This window comes from Cognatundibacterium squillarum, from assembly GCF_014652435.1.
Lineage (GTDB): Bacteria > Pseudomonadota > Gammaproteobacteria > Burkholderiales > Burkholderiaceae_D > Undibacterium > Undibacterium squillarum.
Genome location: NZ_BMYU01000009.1, coordinates 23,272 through 42,904, shown reverse-complemented (window position 1 = coordinate 42,904; position 19,633 = coordinate 23,272). Strand labels below are relative to the sequence as shown.

The 19,633-nt window shown below is 52.8% G+C and carries 20 protein-coding genes; 17 read left to right on the top strand and 3 right to left on the bottom strand.

The genetic code is table 11. The annotated features are described in order from the left end of the window. Positions 1-28: 28 nt before the first annotated feature. Genes flhB through motD form a run of 7 tightly spaced genes read left to right on the top strand, consistent with a single transcriptional unit; the run spans position 29 to position 7,766 of the window. Positions 29-1,183: a flagellar biosynthesis protein FlhB gene (flhB, locus tag IE092_RS15740; RefSeq protein ID WP_189358164.1), complete on the top strand. Its 1,155-nt coding sequence runs from the start codon at positions 29-31 to the stop codon at positions 1,181-1,183. Beyond that, positions 1,176-3,275: a flagellar biosynthesis protein FlhA gene (gene flhA / locus IE092_RS15735; RefSeq protein WP_189358163.1), complete on the top strand. Its 2,100-nt coding sequence runs from the start codon at positions 1,176-1,178 to the stop codon at positions 3,273-3,275. The genes flhB and flhA overlap by 8 nt, the downstream gene beginning before the upstream one ends. Next, positions 3,272-4,696 carry a flagellar biosynthesis protein FlhF gene (flhF, locus tag IE092_RS15730; RefSeq protein WP_189358162.1) on the top strand — a complete coding sequence of 475 codons (1,425 nt, stop codon included), beginning with the start codon at positions 3,272-3,274 and terminating at the stop codon, positions 4,694-4,696. The genes flhA and flhF overlap by 4 nt, the downstream gene beginning before the upstream one ends. Next, positions 4,689-5,537 (top strand): MinD/ParA family ATP-binding protein, encoded by an 849-nt coding sequence (locus IE092_RS15725; RefSeq protein WP_189358161.1) that lies wholly within the window; start codon positions 4,689-4,691, stop codon positions 5,535-5,537. Before flhF ends, IE092_RS15725 begins: the two co-directional genes overlap by 8 nt. A gap of 8 nt (positions 5,538-5,545) precedes the next feature. Next, complete coding sequence (locus tag IE092_RS15720; protein ID WP_189358160.1) at positions 5,546-6,277, top strand: RNA polymerase sigma factor FliA; 732 nt, start codon at positions 5,546-5,548, stop codon at positions 6,275-6,277. Next, entirely contained in the window at positions 6,259-6,999 is a 741-nt protein-coding gene (locus IE092_RS15715; protein ID WP_189358159.1) for a flagellar motor protein, read from the top strand. The genes IE092_RS15720 and IE092_RS15715 overlap by 19 nt, the downstream gene beginning before the upstream one ends. 2 nt (positions 7,000-7,001) lie before the next feature. Further along, a complete protein-coding gene (gene motD, locus IE092_RS15710; protein WP_189358158.1) occupies positions 7,002-7,766 on the top strand; it encodes a flagellar motor protein MotD in 765 nt (254 codons plus the stop codon). 402 nt (positions 7,767-8,168) lie between these two features. Here motD and IE092_RS15705 read toward each other — a convergent pair whose 3' ends face one another. From IE092_RS15705 to flgA, 3 genes are all read right to left on the bottom strand, one after another. Continuing rightward, entirely contained in the window at positions 8,169-8,651 is a 483-nt protein-coding gene (locus tag IE092_RS15705; protein ID WP_189358157.1) for a flagella synthesis protein FlgN, read from the bottom strand. 4 nt (positions 8,652-8,655) lie between these two features. Continuing rightward, positions 8,656-8,970 (bottom strand): flagellar biosynthesis anti-sigma factor FlgM, encoded by a 315-nt coding sequence (gene flgM, locus IE092_RS15700; RefSeq protein WP_189358156.1) that lies wholly within the window; start codon positions 8,968-8,970, stop codon positions 8,656-8,658. 119 nt (positions 8,971-9,089) lie between these two features. Continuing rightward, positions 9,090-9,800: a flagellar basal body P-ring formation chaperone FlgA gene (gene flgA / locus IE092_RS15695; RefSeq protein ID WP_189358155.1), complete on the bottom strand. Its 711-nt coding sequence runs from the start codon at positions 9,798-9,800 to the stop codon at positions 9,090-9,092. Positions 9,801-10,008: 208 nt separating this feature from the next. On the opposite strand from flgA, the gene flgB reads away from it, so the two are divergent. The 10 genes from flgB (at position 10,009) to flgK (ending at position 19,632) form a co-directional block, all read left to right on the top strand. Then, positions 10,009-10,413, top strand: a complete 405-nt coding sequence (gene flgB, locus IE092_RS15690) for a flagellar basal body rod protein FlgB (RefSeq protein ID WP_189358154.1) — start codon at positions 10,009-10,011, stop codon at positions 10,411-10,413. 2 nt (positions 10,414-10,415) lie between these two features. Next, positions 10,416-10,823 carry a flagellar basal body rod protein FlgC gene (gene flgC / locus IE092_RS15685; protein ID WP_189358153.1) on the top strand — a complete coding sequence of 136 codons (408 nt, stop codon included), beginning with the start codon at positions 10,416-10,418 and terminating at the stop codon, positions 10,821-10,823. 19 nt (positions 10,824-10,842) lie between these two features. Continuing rightward, complete coding sequence (locus IE092_RS15680; protein WP_189358152.1) at positions 10,843-11,517, top strand: flagellar hook assembly protein FlgD; 675 nt, start codon at positions 10,843-10,845, stop codon at positions 11,515-11,517. 41 nt (positions 11,518-11,558) lie between these two features. Then, on the top strand, positions 11,559-12,911 hold the full coding sequence (gene flgE / locus IE092_RS15675; RefSeq protein WP_189358151.1) for a flagellar hook protein FlgE: 1,353 nt from the start codon (positions 11,559-11,561) through the stop codon (positions 12,909-12,911). 28 nt (positions 12,912-12,939) lie between these two features. After that, complete coding sequence (gene flgF, locus IE092_RS15670) at positions 12,940-13,680, top strand: flagellar basal-body rod protein FlgF (RefSeq protein ID WP_189358150.1); 741 nt, start codon at positions 12,940-12,942, stop codon at positions 13,678-13,680. Positions 13,681-13,748: 68 nt separating this feature from the next. After that, entirely contained in the window at positions 13,749-14,531 is a 783-nt protein-coding gene (gene flgG, locus IE092_RS15665) for a flagellar basal-body rod protein FlgG (protein ID WP_189358149.1), read from the top strand. A 17-nt stretch (positions 14,532-14,548) separates the two neighbouring features. After that, positions 14,549-15,214, top strand: coding sequence for a flagellar basal body L-ring protein FlgH (locus tag IE092_RS15660; RefSeq protein ID WP_189358148.1), 666 nt, complete (start codon positions 14,549-14,551; stop codon positions 15,212-15,214). Between the two features lie 63 nt (positions 15,215-15,277). After that, complete coding sequence (locus IE092_RS15655; RefSeq protein ID WP_229793217.1) at positions 15,278-16,336, top strand: flagellar basal body P-ring protein FlgI; 1,059 nt, start codon at positions 15,278-15,280, stop codon at positions 16,334-16,336. A gap of 11 nt (positions 16,337-16,347) precedes the next feature. After that, a complete protein-coding gene (gene flgJ, locus IE092_RS15650) occupies positions 16,348-17,262 on the top strand; it encodes a flagellar assembly peptidoglycan hydrolase FlgJ (RefSeq protein ID WP_189358146.1) in 915 nt (304 codons plus the stop codon). Between the two features lie 123 nt (positions 17,263-17,385). Next, a complete protein-coding gene (gene flgK, locus IE092_RS15645) occupies positions 17,386-19,632 on the top strand; it encodes a flagellar hook-associated protein FlgK (protein ID WP_189358145.1) in 2,247 nt (748 codons plus the stop codon). The last annotated feature ends 1 nt before the right edge of the window (position 19,633 follow it).

Here is a 19,633-nt window from a genome sequence, read left to right as displayed (position 1 = left end):
TCCCGCAATGGCATAACAGGAGCCGGCAATGGCCGAAGAAAGCGATCTCGAACGAACCGAAGAGGCCTCGCCCAAGCGCCTGGAAGAGGCGCGTAAAGAGGGCGATGTTCCCCGGTCACGTGAGTTATCGACCTGTACCGTATTGCTGGCAGCCGGTGGTGCCTTGTGGGCGATGGGCGGCTCGCTGATCAAGCAGTTAAATCAGATGCTGACCCACGGATTAAGCCTGAACCGTGAAACGATTTACGACTTTAATGTGCTGGCAGAAAAAATCGCGGCAGATTTACTGGATGTCCTGATCGCTTTTTCACCGGTAGCCGGTTTGTTGCTGGTGGTTGCAGTGGCATCGCCGGTACTGATTGGTGGCTGGGTGTTTTCTGCAAAGGCGCTGGGTCCGAATTTCGGACGTTTAAATCCGGCTTCCGGCCTTGGCAACATGATTTCTTCGCGCGCCGGTGTGGAATTGCTGAAATCCATCCTGAAAACCGTGCTGGTCGGCAGCGTGGCATGGGTGGTTGTGATGGCGCAGAAAGAAGCGATTTTCAGTCTGGCCAATGAACCGCTGCAACAGGCGCTGGCACATGCAGGCCATATGTTCGGTGTGTGTTTTATGACGATCGTGGCTTCGCTGGTGGTGATTGCGATGATCGATGCACCGTATCAGATGTGGTCGTATGCGAACAAACTGAAGATGACGCATCAGGAAGTGGTGCAGGAATCGAAAGAGATGAACGGTAATCCGCAGATCAAAGCGAAGATCCGTCAGCAACAACGTGAAATGGCCCGTCGCCGCATGATGTCTGAAGTACCGAATGCCGACGTGATCGTAACGAACCCGACGCACTACGCCGTGGCACTGAAATACGCAGAAGTCGGTATGCGTGCACCGCAGGTGGTGGCAAAAGGGGTGGATGAAGTCGCGGCAAAAATCCGCGAACTGGCACAGGAAAACAATGTGCCGATGCTGGAAGCGCCACCGCTGGCGCGTGCGCTGTACAAACATACTGAGCTGGGCGATGAAATTCCGGAAGCTCTGTATGCCGCAGTTGCCGAAGTGCTGGCCTATGTGTACCAGCTGCGGACGTATCGCAATCAGGGTGGTGACCGTCCTGAACAACCACGTGAATTACCTGTACCGAAAGAGATGGACCCTTTGAACAACAACGGAGATCGCAATGAATAGCCTCAGATTACCGCTGTGGCTGAGCAGCATGAACACCAAGGCACTGGCAGCGCCGCTGCTGATCGTGCTGATGCTGGCCATGATGATTCTGCCGCTGCCGGCATTCATTCTCGACGTGTTCTTCAGCTTCAACATCGCGATGGCGGTGATTGTGCTGCTGACCAGTCTTTACACCGTGCGTCCGCTGGACTTCATGGTGTTTCCGACTGTGCTGCTGGTGACCACGATGCTGCGTTTGTCGCTGAACGTGGCATCCACCCGTATCGTGCTGACGGAAGGTCATACCGGTCCGGATGCGGCCGGTAAAGTGATTGAAGCATTCGGTCACTTCCTGATCGGCGGTAACTACACCGTCGGTATCGTCGTGTTCATTATCTTAACGATTATTAACTTCACTGTTGTTACCAAAGGTGCAGGCCGTATCGCGGAAGTCGGTGCGCGTTTCGCACTGGATGCGATGCCAGGTAAGCAAATGGCGATCGACGCGGATCTGAATGCTGGTCTGATCGATCAGAACGAAGCGCGCCGCCGCCGTACCGAAGTATCGCAGGAAGCAGAGTTCTACGGCGCGATGGACGGTGCGAGTAAATACGTACGCGGTGACGCGGTTGCCGGCATTCTGGTGACCGTGATTAATATCGTCGGTGGTCTGATCGTTGGTATGGTGCAGCATGATCTGGATTTCGGTACCGCGATCAAAAACTATACGCTGCTGGCAATCGGTGACGGTCTGGTCGCTCAGATTCCTTCGCTGATTATTTCGATTGCTGCCGGTGTCGTGGTTTCCCGTGTTGCCAGCGATCAGGATATCAGTGGTCAGTTGGTGGCGCAGTTGTTCACCCGTCCGGAAGTCATGTACATCACCGGTGGCATCATCGGTGGCCTCGGTATTATTCCGGGTATGCCGCATCTGGCATTCATGATGCTGGGCGGTATGTTTGGTGGTATCGGTTATCTGATTCAGAAACGTGCGCAGCGTCCTGCACAGGATGCAGCAGCTGCAGCGGCTGCAGAAGCACCGGCTTCTGCCACCGCAGCGCCGGAAATCGAAGAAGCGACATGGCAGGACATTCTGCCGGTGGATACACTGGGCCTGGAAGTTGGCTATCGCCTGATTCCGCTGGTGGATAAAAATCAGGGTGGCGAATTGCTGCGCCGTATTAAGGGTATACGTAAGAAATTTGCGCAGGAAGTCGGTTTCCTGTCGCCACCGGTACATATCCGCGACAATCTTGAACTCAAACCTTCAGCCTACAAAATCGCGCTGAAAGGTGTAGAAGTCGGTACCGGCGAAGCGATGAATGGTCAGTATCTGGCGATCAATCCGGGCATGGTCAGCGGTCCGTTGCCGGGCGTGGAAACCAAAGATCCTGCTTTCGGTCTGCCAGCGATCTGGATTGATGGCGGTCTGCGTGAACAGGCACAGGTGATGGGTTACACCGTGGTGGATGCCGGTACCGTGATTGCAACGCATCTGAATCATATTATTACGACACATGCTTCTGATCTGCTCGGTCGTCAGGAAGTACAGCTGCTGCTGGATCATCTGGCCAAAGAAATGCCGAAGATGGTGGAAGATCTGGTGCCGAAACTGGTACCGCTGAATGTGCTGCAGAAAGTGCTGCAAAACCTGTTGCAGGAAGGCGTACATATCCGCGACATGCGCACCATCATCGAAACACTGTCGGAATATGCAATGCGTACACAGGATGCGAACGAACTGACCGCGTTTGTGCGTATCGGTCTGGGTCGTGCAATCGTGCAGCAACTGTTCCCTGGTACGAACGAACTGACAGTAATGACGCTGGATGGCCGTCTTGAACGCCTGCTGATGCAGGCAATCCACAGCGGTGGCGATGCTGCTGCGCTAGAGCCGGGTCTGGCTGACACGCTGACATCGCAGGCACAAATGGCAACAGCACAACAGGAACAAATGGGCGTGACACCGGTACTGCTGGTGCCTGCACCGCTGCGTCCGCTGCTGTCACGTTTCCTGCGCCGCTCGATTCCTCAGCTCAAAGTGCTGTCGCATGCTGAAGTTCCGGATACAAAAACAATACGAGTTACTAGCCTCGTCGGAGGACAATCATGAACGTAAGAAAATTCACCGCCAATACTTCACGGGAAGCTTTGCGTCTGTTGCGTGAAGCACTGGGTGCCGATGCCGTGATTCTGTCGAATAAAACCGTCAACGGCCGCGTGGAAATTCTCGCCATGGCAGACGAAGCCATTCCTGAATATGCACCGGCAGAAGCAGCGCGCCGCGCTGCGCCGGAAACAGCACGCTTCACTCCGCCGCCTGCAGCCAGCCGTCAGGCTGCTGCGTATCGTCTGGATGAAGAAGAGGAAGAAGCACCTGCACCGGCATTCCGTCCGGGCTTGTTCCGCGCACAACCGGTATTTGCGACACCTGCAGCAGAACCTGCGCCAGCACCGGTTGCAGCAGCGCCGGTGATGCGTGCAAGGCCGCAAGCGCCGGTACAGGTCGCTCCGGTCGCACCGGCAGTGCAGGCAGCGCCACAAATCATGACCGGCATGCCGGACATGCAAAGCATGATGAGCGAAATCCGCTCCATGCGTTCGATGCTGGAATCGCAGCTGGCAGAAATTTCCTGGAGCACCACGCAGCAAAAACAACCGCAGAAAGCGGAAGTGCTGCGCGAAATGCTGGCGACCGGTATCAGCGCCACGCTGGCCCGTTTTCTGGTGAACAAAATGCCGGAAGGTCTGAATGTGCAGCAGGGCATTGAATGGGTGAAATCCATTCTGGCACGCAATCTGACCACGATCAGCAATGAAAATGAAATTCTGGAAAAAGGCGGTGTGTACGCGATTGTCGGCCCGACCGGTGTCGGTAAAACTACCACCACGGCAAAGCTTGCTGCACGCTGTGTTATGCGTCACGGCCCGTCCAAGCTGGCGCTGATCACGACTGACGGCTACCGTATCGGCGGTTTCGAACAATTACGCATCTACGGAAAAATTCTGGGTGTGATGGTACATGCGGTTAAAGATGAAACCGATCTGCGTATTGCACTGGAAGAGCTGAAAGGCAAACACACCGTGCTGATCGACACCGTGGGTGTCAGTCAGCGCGACAAAATGGTGACCGATCAGGTGGCAATGCTGTCTGCTGCCGGTACTGACGTCAAACGCTTACTCTGCCTGAACGCTACCTGCACCGGCGAAACGCTGAGTGAAGTGGTGCGTGCCTATCAGGGCGGCGGTCTGGCAGGCTGCATTCTGACCAAGCTGGATGAGGCTGCAACTATCGGTGGCGCGCTGGATATCGCAATCCGTCAGCGTCTGGCGCTGTATTACGTTGCCAGCGGTCAGCGTGTGCCGGAAGATTTGCATGTTGCAAATAAGCAATATCTGATCGACCGCGCCTTCAAACTGAAACGCGAAACAGCAGCATTTCGCTATCTGGACGAAGAATTGCCGCTGATCATGGCGGGCGCAAGCGCCGCAGCACCGGTACGTGGTATGGAAAGAGAGGTATCCCTTGGTTAAGACCGATCAGGCCGAAGGCCTGCGCCGCATGCTGGCGGTGCCGAGACCACGTGTGCTCAGTTTTATTTCCGTTCTGGATGATCATCGCAAAAGCCGTATGCTGATTAATCTCAGCATGGCGCTGGCAAGTCAGGGGCAGCAAGTGATGGTGGTGGATGCACGCTGTACCCGCCACAGCATTGGTGTCTGGATGAATGCAAGATTTGACCGCTGCTTATTGGATGTGGCAAGACAACAGCGTACAATGCAAGAAGCAGTGAAGACCGTGGTAACGGGGCTGAATGTCACGCAATTGTGCCGCCAGTCTGAGTCGCTGGAATGGCTGCCGCAGGAATCCGTGCGGCAACTGAACCGTGTGCTCGATATGGCAGCCAATCACGCAGACCTGATGCTGGTGGATGCCGCGCCGGATGATCAGGATCAGTTTCCATTGTCCGCGCTGGATGACAGCGAGCTGATGGTGCAGGTATCTGCCACGCCGGAAGACATTAAAGCGGCGTATGCGCTGATTAAACGCCTGAGCCAGCGTCTGGGTCGCCGTACTTTTCATATTCTGGTCAGTGCAGCTTCAGAAAGAGACGCACGTTTGATCTATTCGAATATGGCACAGGCCGCGAGCCGTTATCTTGCAGTACCGTTGCAGTATGCCGGCTTTGTGCCGGAAGATGAATATGTAGTCAGAGCCGCACACCAGGGACAGTCGGTTACCGATGCATTCCCGCATTCCCGTGCAGCTCAGTCGTATATGGCACTGGGCGCCGCGCTGGCGCAGCAGGCCGGTATGGAAGCCGTCCGTGGGATGTCCGGTCAAGCCGATCTTGGTGTGAGTCTCGGAATGTAAATACGAATATGTACACCGCCAGTGGAAAATCCGATAAAAGCTACCTTCTCAGAGAGCATGTGCCTCTGGTGAAGCGGCTTGCCTACCAGCTCAAGGCACGTCTGCCTCCCAGTGTGGAGGTGGATGATCTTGTGCAGGCGGGCATGATAGGCTTGCTCGACGCGGTGAACCGGTATGAAGATACCCACGGTGCGCAGTTTGAAACCTATGCTGTGCAGCGTATCCGTGGCGCGATGCTCGACGAATTGCGCAATACCGACTGGTTGCCGCGTGGTGTGCGCCAGAATATGCGCAAAATTGAAGCGGCAATGAATGAATTGCAGCAAAGGCTCGGACGTCCGCCCACAGAAACCGAAGTCGCGAAATCGCTGAAACTTACGCTCAGTGAGTATCAGGATATTCTGAATGACAGTGGCGGCCACCAACTGGTGTACTACGAAGATTTCCACGATCCGGATACCAGAGAACATTTCCTCGATCATTTCTGTATTGATGATACCGGCGATCCTTTGCAGGATTTGCTGCACGAAGATTTCCGCGATGCGGTCATCGGTGCGATTGATGCATTGCCCGAGCGCGAAAAGCTCTTAATGGGTTTGTATTACGAGCAGCAGTTAAATCTGAAGGAGATCGGCGCGGTGATGGGGGTTTCTGAATCCAGGGTGTCACAACTGCACAGCCAGGCAGTCGCGCGTATGCGTGCCTTCCTCAGGGAGAGAGCGTGGACTGGGCTAGCATAACCGGTATTCTGCTGGTGCTGACCGGTATCATTGCCGGACATACTATCGAAGGCGGCAAGCTGTCCTCACTGGTGCAGCCCGCTGCTTTTCTGATTGTTTTTGTCGGCACCATTGGTGCTGTACTGCTGCAAAACAAACTTCAGACTTTCCGTCGCGGTATCAATATGCTGCGCTGGGTGGTGTCGGAACCGCCGGATAATACCCGTAAAAATATTCAGGAAGCGCTGAACTGGAGTCTGATCGCCCGTCGCGAAGGTTTCCTGAGTCTGGAGCGCACGCTGACGGAAGCCAAAGATCCGTTCATCAGCAAAGGTCTGCGTCTGATTATCGACGGCGTGGAGCCGGGTCGTCTGCGCGAAATTCTGGAAGCCGATATCTCTTTGTATGAGCTGGAGCAGCGTCAGGCTGCGCGTATCTGGGATGCTGCCGGTGGTTATTCGCCGACCGTTGGTATTCTTGGTGCGGTGCTGGGCTTGATTCATGTGATGGATAATCTTGCTGAGCCATCCAAGCTGGGTGCCGGCATCGCAACGGCTTTTGTTGCCACCGTGTACGGCGTCGGGCTGGCCAATCTGTTTTTTCTGCCGGTCGGAAACAAGCTGAAAGATATCATCATGCGCGAAATCACCCGTCGCGAAATGCTGGTGGATATCTTTTACAGTATCGCTGTCGGTGATGGTCCGCATGTGGTGGAAGAGCGGGTTGCTTCTAACCGGGGCTGATCATGGCACGCAAGCGCTTTCAGGAAGAACATGAAAATCATGAGCGCTGGCTGGTGTCTTACGCCGACTTTATCACTTTGCTGTTTGCCTTCTTTGTGGTGATGTATGCCATTTCTTCGGTCAACGAAGGTAAATACCGCGTCTTATCCAATTCTCTGAACGGTGCTTTCGGCAGTACCGTGAATGCGCCGCCGCGTTCCGGTTCAGAAACGCAACCAGTGGTGCAATTGCAGCCTTTGCCGCTGATCCGTAAGCCGGGTGAAGCTTACCGGCGTGATCGTGAGCAACTGGCAAACGTTACCCGCGACATGCTGGCTGCGCTTGATCCGCTGGTGCAGGAAGGCAAAGTCAGCGTGATGCAGACAGCTAAAGGTGTCACGATTGATATGAATGCCGGTGTTTTGTTCGCGGTTGGCGATGCCACACTCGCTCCGCAATCGGCGCAGGTATTAAGGGCGATTGCCGCTGTACTGCGTGTCGATAATCATCAGGTGCAGGTTGAAGGACATACCGACAATCAGCCCATTCATAGTGCCGCCTACGCATCTAACTGGGAACTGTCCGGCATGCGAGCCAGTACCGTTGCCCGCCTGCTGATGGAGAACGGTGTGGAGGAGCGCCGGATTACCGCCATCGGGCAGGGTGCAAAAATGCCGGTTGGCGACAATGCCACGCCGGAAGGTCGTGCGCGCAACCGTCGCGTCACGGTGAATGTGCTGGCGACGCTGGCACCGCCTGCGCCGGAAATTGCCGGCGGAACACACTGAGCTGTTCGCGCTGGTCTTCGGTAATCCCCCCGTTAATCTCTGCTTATCTGGTGCTGATCGTTGGCGTTTTTTTTTTTTGCCACGATGGCAGAGATCTTCACCCGAACATTTTTTGTAAATGGCTAAGCTTGATGAGTGCGTGCTATGCATCAATCGTCACAAGGCATTTCCGGAGAGCCGGACTTTCTGCCGACGACCGCCGGATCGCTGTGCTGAACTCCGCATTTCGGCCGTTTTTTTACGGATTGCGGCGTGCAGCAGACGGTATGAGCTGTTCTGTAAAAATAAAAACACCGGCAGTCTGAAGCAGAGCCGGTGATTTTTTGCGGTGTAATCCGGAAGATTCGGTATTTTTCCGGTGTATTGGTGTGCTATCGCAGATGCTGTTGCGCTGTGAAGCAATCAGCGGACAATCACACCTTTTACCGGTGAGGAGCGGATGCTGGTTTGTCCGGAAGGGCCATATAAGGAGCCGGTGTCGGAACCTTGTTGAAATACATTCAGCGCAGCCTGATTCTGGGCGAGCTTACGCGCGATCAGCGAACCATTGACGCGGTTTTTTTCTTTTGCCAGTTCTGTGGCGCTGAGCAAGTCCTGCCACAGCGCATGTTCGGCGGAATCGGCATTCTGATCGAGGAATTCCCGCATGCCCGATGCATCTTTGCGGTAGCCAGCGGCATTGATCAGCTGAAACCGGTTTTTTTCCAGCTCCGTGAGTAAGCGTAACACTTCGTTTTTCTGATCGAGTAACTGAATCAGTGAGCCGGCGTCATCGTCGACAAGTGCGTTCTGTTCATCATGCAGTTTCTGATGTAACTCTTGCATGGCTGACAGCTCCTGCTGCAGCGATTGTTTCAGGGTCTGTTGTCCGGCACTTGTCGTCATGATGCTATCCGCGTTTTCTGGCGCTCAGTAAGTCCTTCACTGTCTCCAGTAAACCGTCAGCGACTTTTTCAGAGTTGACCTGAAAGCGGCCTTCAGAAATCGCTAATTTGATTTCTTCCACTTTCTTAGCCTCAAACACAGCACTGCTGGCCTGTGTACTCTGCATCGCTTGCAGCTGCGAAGACAAAGAAGAGATTTGTACATTCGTAGAGGGAGGCGTCGGCGTCGAACTGACCTTTTCCGGCGCTTTCTCTGTACGACCTTGTTGGGGACTTATCGGTAAGCCACCAGTCTTGTTTATGGAGTCATTAATTTTCACAGCGATACCCTCAATAGTGGGACTTTTTCACATCTACGTTGGGGTTATCGGCCAGTAAATTTTAAACTTTAGTGATTCAGGGAAAAAACCTTAAAAAGTTTGATATTGAATTCTCCTCTTTAATAGGCAATTTCTATGATTCCGCCCGCTCTGGCAATGCCGGAAACGGTTTGTCCATTATTTAACTTTGCTCTTGCTGTTTGTCCGTCTGCGGCATTGTTCAGTGCCTGTCCATCTGTTGTGATACGGAAACCATTGCCGCCGGCCTGGATGCGGACTGCTTGCCCTTGCTGAATCACTATCGCATTCCGCAACTGATCTGCACGTAAAACTGTGCCTGCCTGTACCGAGGTTCCCATGGTTTTGCCGGTTGCCTGGTCTTCACTCAGCATGTATCCGGAGGGCAGCGCTGAAATGTCGCCGCGTATTTTGCTGATGTCTGCCTGCGTTACGGTTTGTCCCGCCGTAAGCGGATGGGCTGCCACCAGATATTCAGTAAACACCTGAATCTGCGCGCCCAGATATACCTGCCAGTTTTTTGGCGCGCTGCAACGTAATCCGACATGTGTTTTGCCGATCGTTTTTGCACCCGGCGGCATAAACGCACGCAATTCATCACAGGCTGCGAGATTCTGGCGGCTATCCAGATCCGCGATCTGAATTTTTACTTCTCCCGGTAATGAGGCAGTGACTTCTTTCAGGAATTCACTTGCCACATGTTTTGCCAGTACCGGGTCCTGACGGGCGGGCGCTGGTTGTAACGGTGCATTCTGTGCCTGTGCGCCTGCACAGATCAGAAATGTCAGTAGTGAACGCCAGAGAAGTCGCATTGCAGAATCCGTTTCCGTAAAGCGCGGGGATTTCTTACGAACCGGAAATTCCCGCTGATGAACACATTGTAGTTTCCGGCTGAAAGTATGAAGGGGCGAATAAAGGGGTTTTTCCCCCTTTGCTCAGGGAATTGCAGTTCCGGTCGCGGCACTACTATGTCAGACATAGGAAACCATCATCTGATGTGCTCATTTGCCGGAGATTACTGTGAACCGACTTGATGATTATTTGAAATTTCATGAAACCGCGTTGTCGATTCGCGGTCAGCGGCAGCAATTACTTGCGTCAAATATCGCCAATGCGGATACGCCAAATTACAAAGCAAGAGACATTGACTTTGCCAGCACGCTGCAGACAGCGTTGGGTGTGCAACAGGGTAAGCCTGTGACTGAGCTGAATAAGACAGCCGCGAAACATCTGGATGCGAAGCAAAGCGGCGATAACGATGGTGTTCTTTACCGGAAAGAGGTACAGGGCAATATCGATGGAAACACGGTGGATCTGGATGTCGAGCGTAACCAGTTCACTGAAAACGCACTGCGCTACGAGGCAAGTCTGACCATGATCAATATGCAGATCAAGGGCATGCTGGCCGCAATTCAGGGGCAATAATCATGTCACTTTTTAATGTATTTAACGTTGCCGGTTCGGCCATGAGTGCGCAGTCTCAGCGCCTGAATGTGGTTTCCAGCAATCTTGCCAATGCGGACAGCGTCACCAGTTCCAATGGTCAGCCTTACAAAGCCAAGCAGGTAGTTTTTTCTGCGGTGCCGGTCGCTGGTACAGCATCGACTGCTGTCAAAGTCAAAGAAGTCGTTCAGGATGCAACGCCGCCAAAGCTGCAGTATGACCCTAAGCATCCGCTGGCAGACGACAAGGGCTATGTCGCCATGCCGAATGTGAATGCGGTGGAAGAGATGGTCAATATGATTTCTGCTTCACGTTCCTATCAGACCAATGTTGAAACCATGAATGCAGCGAAAGCCATGCTGCTGAAAACACTGACAATCGGTCAGTCTTAATGTGTAAGGAAATCAGATCATGACCACGATACAGTCAGGAAATACCGTCGATCAAAGCTTGCTGGATGCGATGAACGGCAAAAAGAAAACCGGTAGCAGTTCGATTCAGGATGTGCAGGATCGTTTTATGTCGCTGCTGGTTGCGCAAATGAAAAATCAGGATCCGCTGAATCCTATGGATAACGCGGCTGTCACCAGTCAGATGGCGCAGCTATCGACCGTTACCGGTATTGAAAAGCTGAATGCATCGATGAATACCATGAGCGCGAATATGACGGCGAGCCAGACGCTGCAGGCCGCCAGCATGATTGGCCACGGCGTGATTACACCAGGTAATTCACTGCCACTGAGCAGTGGTAAGGCGGTCTACTCGCTGGACCTGCCATCGAATGTGGATTCGTTAAAGGTCACGATCAAGGATTCGACCGGCAAAGTGGTACGTAACCTTGATCTGGGTGCGCAGCAATCGGGTGTAAAGAATCTGACCTGGGATGGCAAGTCGGATACCGGTGCAACCTTGCCGGACGATAACTATACCTACGAAGTTGCCGGTACTGCAGCCGGTAAAAAAATTGACATCACTGCGCTGTGTTTCGGCATGGTGAACAGTGTTACTTCCGGTAGTGGCGGTATTAAGTTAAGTGTTTCTGGTGTGGGTGAAATCGGAATGGGTGATGTACGTCAGATTTTCTGATGCAGTGTGCGACAAATTGCGAAAGCTAAAGGAGAGTTAACATGGGATTTCAACAAGGTTTAAGTGGTTTGAATGCTGCATCCAAATCACTGGATGTCATCGGTAATAATATTTCGAATGCGAATACGGTTGGCTTCAAACAGGCGCAGGTACAGTTTGCAGACGTATATGCGAACTCACTGAACGGTGCCTCTGCTAATGCGGTGGGTATCGGTGTTAAGGTGTCGACGATTGCGCAGCAATTCACGCAGGGTAACATCAGCTCGACCAATAATCCGCTGGATATTGCGATCAACGGCAGTGGTTTTTTCCGCGTTTCAACGAACGGATCTGTGACCTATACCCGTAATGGTCAGTTCCAGCTGGATAAAAACGGTTTTATCGTCAATGCGCAAGGCGCGCAGCTGACGGGTTATCTGGCGAACGCAAGCGGCGTGTTATCAACTGGCTCACCGGCTGCGCTGAGTATTAATACAGCGGATATTGCGCCGAACCAGACCACCAAAATTAACGCAATTATGAATCTGGATTCTCGTGAACTGGTTCCGGGAACGCAGAAGCCGGTTGCGATTCCACCGGTCATTACGCCGATTGCTTTTTCTCCGACAGATCCGACTTCCTATAATAAATCGACTTCGGTGACCGTATTCGATTCGCTTGGTAACTCACACGTACTGCAAACATATTATGTGCGCGTGGATCCGGCAACCACACCGCCGGCAACTGCCGGTTCGATCGAGTGGAACGTATTTGCCACAGTTGACGGAAATCCTTTTGATGCCACGGGCGCACTGGTTCCAACCGGTACAACACCAACGCCGATCGGTAAGCTGGCCTTCGATAATATGGGCAAATTGCTTGGTGCAGTACCTGCATACAGCACAACATCCCCGCGTGCCCTGCAAATGATTGTGCCGGTGAATTCCGGTGCGGTAACACCAATCAACACCACGGCAAATATTGCATTTGACTACACCAGCTCCACACAGTTTGGTTCTGATTTCAGTGTTAGTACGATGAAGCAGGATGGCTATACATCCGGTAAGCTTTCTAAATTTATTACTTCAAAAGACGGAACAATTGTCGGTAACTACACCAACGGACAAACCAAAGTTCTGGGGCAGGTTGTGCTGGCTGGCTTTACGAATCCGAATGGTTTGCAGTCTCTGGGTGATAACCAGTGGGCTGAGACATCTTCTTCCGGTCAGGCGCTGGTTGGCCCGCCGGGAAATGGCGCACTCGGTGTGCTGACAGCATCTGCGACGGAAGATTCTAATACCGATCTGACCGGTGAGCTGGTAAATATGATTACAGCCCAGCGTGTCTATCAGGCCAATGCGCAGACGATTAAGACGCAGGATCAGGTCTTGCAGACAATTGTGAATCTGCGCTGATCATAATGACCGAATGACGGAGTAAAGCATGGACAGGATGATCTATACCGCAATGACCGGAGCGAAACACGTTCTGGAACAACAAGCGACTAATACCAACAATCTTGCGAACGCCACGACAACAGGCTTCAGGGCGCAGCTGGATTCCTTCCGTGCTGTTCCCGTCATCGGTGCTGAGTTGCCAACGCGCGCATTCGTTGTCGATGCGACCGTAGGTACTGATTTTTCAACCGGCAGTGTACAGATGACCGGACGCGAGCTGGATGTTGCAATTCAGGGTAAGGGCTGGTTTGCGATTGAGCTGGCAGACGGTAGTGAGGCTTACACCCGCGCTGGAAATTTTAAAGTCAGTGAGACCGGCGTTTTGCAAACACAGCGCGGACTGAATGTTTTAGGCGAGGGCGGAACGATCACTTTGCCGCCGGACACTTCGGTCACGATTGCAAAGGACGGCACGATTTCTGCCGTACCGAACGGCAATCAGGTGAATAACGTGCAAGTCATCGGACGTCTGAAACTGGTCAATCCGGAAGAAAATTCGCTGACCCGTGGAGACGATGGATTATTCCGCACGAAAGGTGGTGTTCCTGCCGATGCAGACCCGGCAGTTTCGGTTGCGGGCGGTATGCTCGAGAACAGCAATGTGAATGTGGTTGAGTCCATGGTGACCATGATTAACCTGGCCCGTTCTTTCGAGATGCAAATGAAATTAATTCAGAACGCTGAGAATAACGAGACAAAAGCCGCTCAGATCCTCAGTTTGAGTTGATGCACGCTGGTGCAAAATAGCATTAACAGTCAGTCAGTAAAGCAAGCCGGTAACGGCGGGAGAAAATCATGATACGTTCATTGTGGATTGCAAAAACCGGTCTGGATGCGCAGCAAACGCATATGGACGTGATTTCAAATAACCTCGCAAACGTCAGTACAACCGGCTTTAAACGCTCCCGCGCTGTATTTGAGGATTTGTTGTATCAGACTGTACGTCAGCCCGGCGGCCAGAGTTCTCAGCAAACTCAGCTGCCATCGGGTTTGCAGCTGGGTACCGGTGTGCGCCCGGTAGCGACCGAAAAGATTTTTACGCAAGGTAACCTGCAGCAAACCGGTAACAGTAAAGATGTTGCTATTCAGGGTCAGGGTTTCTTTCAGGTCTTGCTGCCGGATGGCACAACGGCTTATACGCGCGATGGTTCGTTTCAGACCGATAGCCAGGGGCAACTGGTTACTTCCAGCGGTTATGTGATTCAGCCAGCAATTACGATCCCCGGAAATGCGCAAAGTATTACGGTCGGACGCGATGGCACGGTGTCTGTGATGCAGCCGGGTTCCGCTGCACCGGTTCAGGTTGGCTCCTTGCAGCTGGCGACGTTTATTAATCCGGCAGGTATGCAATCCCTGGGCGAGAACCTGTTTGTCGAGACTGCAGCTTCCGGAAATCCGAATGCGAATACACCGGGTACAAATGGCGCAGGCTTGCTGATTCAGAATTTTGTCGAAACATCGAATGTGAATGTGGCAGAAGAGCTGGTCAATATGATTCAGACGCAGCGCGCTTATGAAATTAACAGTAAAGCCATTTCCACATCGGATCAGATGCTGCAGAAGTTATCGCAACTGTAATGTGAGTGAGGTCTGACATGAAAAAACTGATTCTGATCATTCTTCCGGTGATTGCTTTGCTTTCCGCTTGTGCAACAACACCGGCGCCGATTGTGCATCAGCCAATGTCGATGACTGCGCAGACAGCAAAGCCGATGCGCGAAGTGAATGGTGCGATTTTTCAGAGTGCGTCTTACCGTCCGATGTATGAGGATAACCGTGCACGGATGGTGGGTGATGTGCTGACGATTAACATCAGCGAAAAAACATCCGCTGCAAAATCCAGTGCAAATTCCGGCAGTAAAACTGCAAGCACATCGATGGCAACACCTAGTTTATTTGGCTTGGGGACAGCGGTCACTTCCCGTGGCTCGCTGAGTACCAGCGCCGCTTCAAAGGTAGACGAAAAAGGTGCAGAGACTGCCAGCAATACCTTCACCGGTACGATTACAGCTACAGTGATTGATGTATTGCCGAACGGTAATTTGCTGGTCAGTGGTGAAAAACAGCTGGCGTTTGATAAGGGTGCAGAGTTTGTGCGTTTTTCCGGTGTGGTGAATCCCACATCGATTGCTGCCGGAAATGTTGTGAATTCTACCCAGGTAGCAGATGCACGGTTTGAGTATCGTTCTACCTCCCGACTGGATAAGGCGGAATTCAGTTCTATGCTGAGTCGTTTTTTCCAGAGTCTGCTGCCAATGTAACCGGGGATTTTTATGAAAGCCATCTCAACATGTCTGCTTGCCGCTTGTATCAGTTTCGCACTGATGCCGTCGACAGTACACGCAGAACGTCTGAAAGATCTGGCCGGCATTCAGGGTGTGCGTCAGAATCAGTTGCTGGGATATGGTCTGGTTGTCGGCCTGGATGGCACCGGTGATCAGACGACACAGACCCCGTTTACGGTGCAGAGTATCGTCAGTATGTTGCAGCAAATGGGTATCAGTCTGCCGACCGGTACCAGTCTTCAGTTGAAAAACGTTGCGGCTGTGATGGTGACTGCCAGTCTTCCGCCGTTTGCGCAGCCGGGGCAGGCAATGGACGTCACAGTTTCTTCGATGGGTAATGCAAAAAGCCTGCGTGGCGGGACTTTGCTGATGACGCCGCTCAAAGGTGCGGACGGCCAGATATACGGCATGGCACAGGGCAATGTACTGGTTGGCGGGGTTGGTGCTGCTGCTAACGGCGCAAAAGCGCAGGTGAATCATCTGAGCGTCGGGCGGATCTCCGGCGGCGCAACCGTAGAACGCGCTGTCGCCTCACCTCTGACGCAGGGTGATCTGGTACAGCTCGATCTGAATCAGGCAGATTTTTCGACTGCCAGCAAAGTAGTGGATGCGATTAACCGACGTTTCGGACAAGGCACGGCAGCGGCGCTGGATGGTCGTTCGATTCAGGTGCGTGCACCGGCTTCTCCGGATCAGCGCATTGCGTTTCTTGGTCAGCTCGAAAGTCTGGATGTAACGCCTGCGCAGCAGGCTGCCAAGGTGATTCTGAATGCCCGTACCGGTTCGATTGTGATGAATCAGGCAGTGACACTGGAAACCTGCGCAGTTGCGCACGGTAATCTGTCAGTGGTGATTAGCACTGACAACGGTGTCAGTCAGCCGAATCCGCTGGCCGCAGGGCAGACAACGGCAACTGCCAATTCCAATATCAGTATTACCAAAGATCCGGGGCAGTTGCTGATGCTGAAGGCGGGCGCTTCGCTGGCGGATGTGGTGAAAGCTTTAAACGCAATCGGTGCAACGCCGCAGGATTTACTCGCGATTCTTCAGGCGATGAAAGCTGCCGGGGCATTGCGTGCTGACCTTGAAATTATCTGAGTGAGAATACAATGATCAGGGGCAACGATTACACGACCAGTACCGCTGCGTTCGATACGCGCAGTCTGGACGGTCTGCGCTCTCAGGCGAAAGATAATTCGCAAGAGTCTGTGCGCGCTGCCGCCAAACAGTTTGAGGCTTTGTTGCTGAACAATATGCTGAAATCCATGCGCCAGGCTTCCGGGCAGGACGGTATTTTTGACTCTGAGCAAACCAAAACGTTTACTGCCATGCTGGATCAGCAGTTATCGCAGCATATGGCGAATAAGGGTATGGGGTTGGCAGATGCGCTGGTACGTCAGCTGACGCACCAGTCTTTACAGCAGGCAGTGCAGCCGGAAAACGGAACGCAGACAACGCAGCCGGTGGGCAATACGCTGGCGCGCGGCATTGATGCCTATCTGGCAAACCGTCGTATGGAAACGCAAACCAGTGACAGTCAGGTGCAGACGGCTACTTCCGGTCCGGCCCATGTTCGTGAATTCCAGAACCGGCTTGGTGCACATGCAGAAGAGGCCAGTCGTGAAACCGGTATTCCGGCCAAATTTATGCTCGGACAGGCTGCATTAGAAACCGGCTGGGGCAAAAAAGAAATTAAAACGGTGGACGGTACAAACAGTCACAACATTTTTGGTGTGAAAGCAACCAAAGACTGGAAAGGCAAAACCGTGGATGCCGTCACCACGGAATACATTAACGGCGTGGCACAACGCCGCGTGGAAAAATTCAAAGCCTATGACAGCTATGCAGATGCATTTAAAGATTATGCACGTTTGCTGACCCGCAATCCGCGCTATGAATCCGTGATCGCCAATGCAAAAGATGCTGTGCAGTTTGCACAGGGATTGCAACGTGCCGGTTATGCAACCGATCCGAACTATGCTGCTAAATTAACAAAAATCATTAAGCAGACTTTATCTGCGTAACAATGACCGGTATCACAGGTCTTTTCGGATTTCCTGAGGGTAACAGCTAAAGTTTGATGCTTTTGCGCCGAAAACCCTGATGCGAACCGGTTGAAACCGGCGACTCTCTACACAGGTTAATCTATGGGTACCAATATTCTGAACATCGGCCAGACCGCCTTGCAGGCTGCGCAGATGGGCATTACCACCACCGGGCACAATATTGCTAACTCGGCAACGCCGGGCTACAGCAGACAGGTGCTGGTTCAGACCGCGAATGCACCGCAAAATCTCGGTGGCGCATTTGTCGGGCAAGGGGTATCGATCAGTCTGATTCAGCGTCAGTACAATCAGTTTATCGGTCAGCAGGTGAATGCCGCGCAGACCAGTACAGGTCAGATTGATGCCTACTACACACAGATCAAGCAGATTAACAATCTGGTTGCAGATTCGTCGGCCGGTGTAACTCCCGCGTTACAGGATTTTTTTAAGGCAGTACAGAATCTGTCTACCAGTCCGAATGGTACGGCAGGCGCGGCTGCACGGCAGTCAGTCCTGTCTACCGGACAGGCATTGTCCAGCCGGCTGAACGACTTGCAGGGTCGTATGGATATGATCCGCAACGACATCAATGGCGAGATCAATACTGCGGTGAACAGCATTAATGCGTATGCAACCGAACTCGCTGCGCTGAACGATACGATTGCCAAATCACAAAGTACAACCGGTTCACCGCCAAATGATTTGCTGGATCAGCGTGATCAGATTGTGACGGAATTATCCAAACTGACCAAAGTGACCGTGATTCCGCAAGACAATAAATACAATGTCTTTATTGGTAACGGCCAGCCGATTGTGCTGGGTGGCTCTGTGAATCAGTTGCAAGTCAGCGTGTCTCCGACTGATCCTACCCGTACGCAGATTGCGTACACCTCAAACGGTAAACTGACGCAGATTCCTGAGAATGGTTTGCCGGGCGGTAAGCTGGGTGGGCTGTTTGATTTCCGTGCCAATACGCTCGATCCTGCACAAAGTTCGATAGGCCGCATTGCGATTGGTGTGGCATCGGCATTTAACGATCAGCATACGCTTGGTCTGGATCTGAACGGTCAGGCCGGAACCCAGTTTTTCAAAATTGACCCGCCGGTGGTGAAACCTTCATCAGCGAATACCAGTCAGGCTTTGCTGACGGCCAGCGTGACAGATGCATCGCAACTGACCACCAGTGATTATCGTTTGCAGGTCACAGGTGCAGGTCAGTACCGTATCACGCGCATGTCGGATGGCATTGTCACTAACGGGACTTCCCAGCCCATGACCGTAGATGGCGTTCGTTTTGAATTTCCGCAGCCACCGCAACCGCAACCGGCAGTCGGTGATGAGTTCCAGATTAAGCCGACTGCTTACGGTGCAGCAGGCATTGCCGTACAGATTATCGATCCGAATAAAGTTGCAGCAGCAGCACCGCTGACGACCTCGATTCCGAGCACCAATACCGGTACCGGAAAAATATCGAATGGTGTTCAGGATTCACCGGTAGCGACCAGTACCACTTCTGCGACAGCAACCATTGGTACTGTGAAAACCGATGATGCGTTTAAGACTTCGACTGTTTCCTCGCCGGTAACGCTGACGTATTCCGGCGGTAACCTGACAGGTTTTCCGGTAGGGCAGGTGGTGACCGTAACGAGCGGTGGTACCCAGACCAATTACAATCCGCCGGCAACAGTTCCGTACACCAGCGGCGCAACCATCAGTGTTGCAGGGATGAGCTTTTCAATTACGAATGGCACAGCAGCACCGGCGAACGGGGATGCATTCACTCTGGGTAGCGCAATCCCTGCAACCGCAACCAAGCTGACGTTTGCGTCCGCTACCAATACTTTGTCTGGTTTCCCGGCCGGTGCAAACGTCACCGTCAAAAATGGTAACAGCAGTACGATTTATACGGCCGGAACACCGGTTCCTTATACACCGGGTGCTACCTACAGTTTTAACGGCAGCAGTGTCACACTGACCGGCGCACCGGCGAATGGTGACGTGTTTAATATAGGTCCGAACAGCAGTGGCGGTGGTGATAACCGAAATGCGCTGGAACTGGCAAAAATTCAGACCGCGAATATCATGAATGGCAGCAGTACCACGATTCAGGGTTCGTATGCACAGTTTGTGAGCCAGATCGGCAATAAAACCGCCGAACTGGCAGTGACCAAAGATTCTGAAAACAAAATGCTGCAGCAGGCAGTCGCTGCGCAACAAAGTGAATCCGGGGTGAATCTGGATGAAGAAGCAGCAAATTTACTTCGTTATCAGCAGGCTTATCAGGCGGCTGGCAAACTGATGCAGATTGCCAGTCAGTTATTTGATGCATTGCTGAATATCGGCAGATAGG

Bases quoted from the DNA above. Each gene is read 5' to 3' on its own strand.
- IE092_RS15660 (WP_189358148.1), top strand. From the start codon at position 14,549: ATGAAAAAACTGATTCTGATCATTCTTCCGGTGATTGCTTTGCTTTCC.
- IE092_RS15655 (WP_229793217.1), top strand. From the start codon at position 15,278: ATGCCGTCGACAGTACACGCAGAACGTCTGAAAGATCTGGCCGGCATT.
- flhF (WP_189358162.1), top strand. From the start codon at position 3,272: ATGAACGTAAGAAAATTCACCGCCAATACTTCACGGGAAGCTTTGCGT.
- IE092_RS15705 (WP_189358157.1), bottom strand. From the start codon at position 8,651: ATGACGACAAGTGCCGGACAACAGACCCTGAAACAATCGCTGCAGCAG.
- flgA (WP_189358155.1), bottom strand. From the start codon at position 9,800: ATGCGACTTCTCTGGCGTTCACTACTGACATTTCTGATCTGTGCAGGC.
- flhB (WP_189358164.1), top strand. From the start codon at position 29: ATGGCCGAAGAAAGCGATCTCGAACGAACCGAAGAGGCCTCGCCCAAG.
- flgC (WP_189358153.1), top strand. From the start codon at position 10,416: ATGTCACTTTTTAATGTATTTAACGTTGCCGGTTCGGCCATGAGTGCG.
- flgE (WP_189358151.1), top strand. From the start codon at position 11,559: ATGGGATTTCAACAAGGTTTAAGTGGTTTGAATGCTGCATCCAAATCA.
- flgF (WP_189358150.1), top strand. From the start codon at position 12,940: ATGGACAGGATGATCTATACCGCAATGACCGGAGCGAAACACGTTCTG.
- IE092_RS15720 (WP_189358160.1), top strand. From the start codon at position 5,546: ATGTACACCGCCAGTGGAAAATCCGATAAAAGCTACCTTCTCAGAGAG.
- flgJ (WP_189358146.1), top strand. From the start codon at position 16,348: ATGATCAGGGGCAACGATTACACGACCAGTACCGCTGCGTTCGATACG.
- flgG (WP_189358149.1), top strand. From the start codon at position 13,749: ATGATACGTTCATTGTGGATTGCAAAAACCGGTCTGGATGCGCAGCAA.
- motD (WP_189358158.1), top strand. From the start codon at position 7,002: ATGGCACGCAAGCGCTTTCAGGAAGAACATGAAAATCATGAGCGCTGG.
- flgK (WP_189358145.1), top strand. From the start codon at position 17,386: ATGGGTACCAATATTCTGAACATCGGCCAGACCGCCTTGCAGGCTGCG.
- IE092_RS15680 (WP_189358152.1), top strand. From the start codon at position 10,843: ATGACCACGATACAGTCAGGAAATACCGTCGATCAAAGCTTGCTGGAT.
- flhA (WP_189358163.1), top strand. From the start codon at position 1,176: ATGAATAGCCTCAGATTACCGCTGTGGCTGAGCAGCATGAACACCAAG.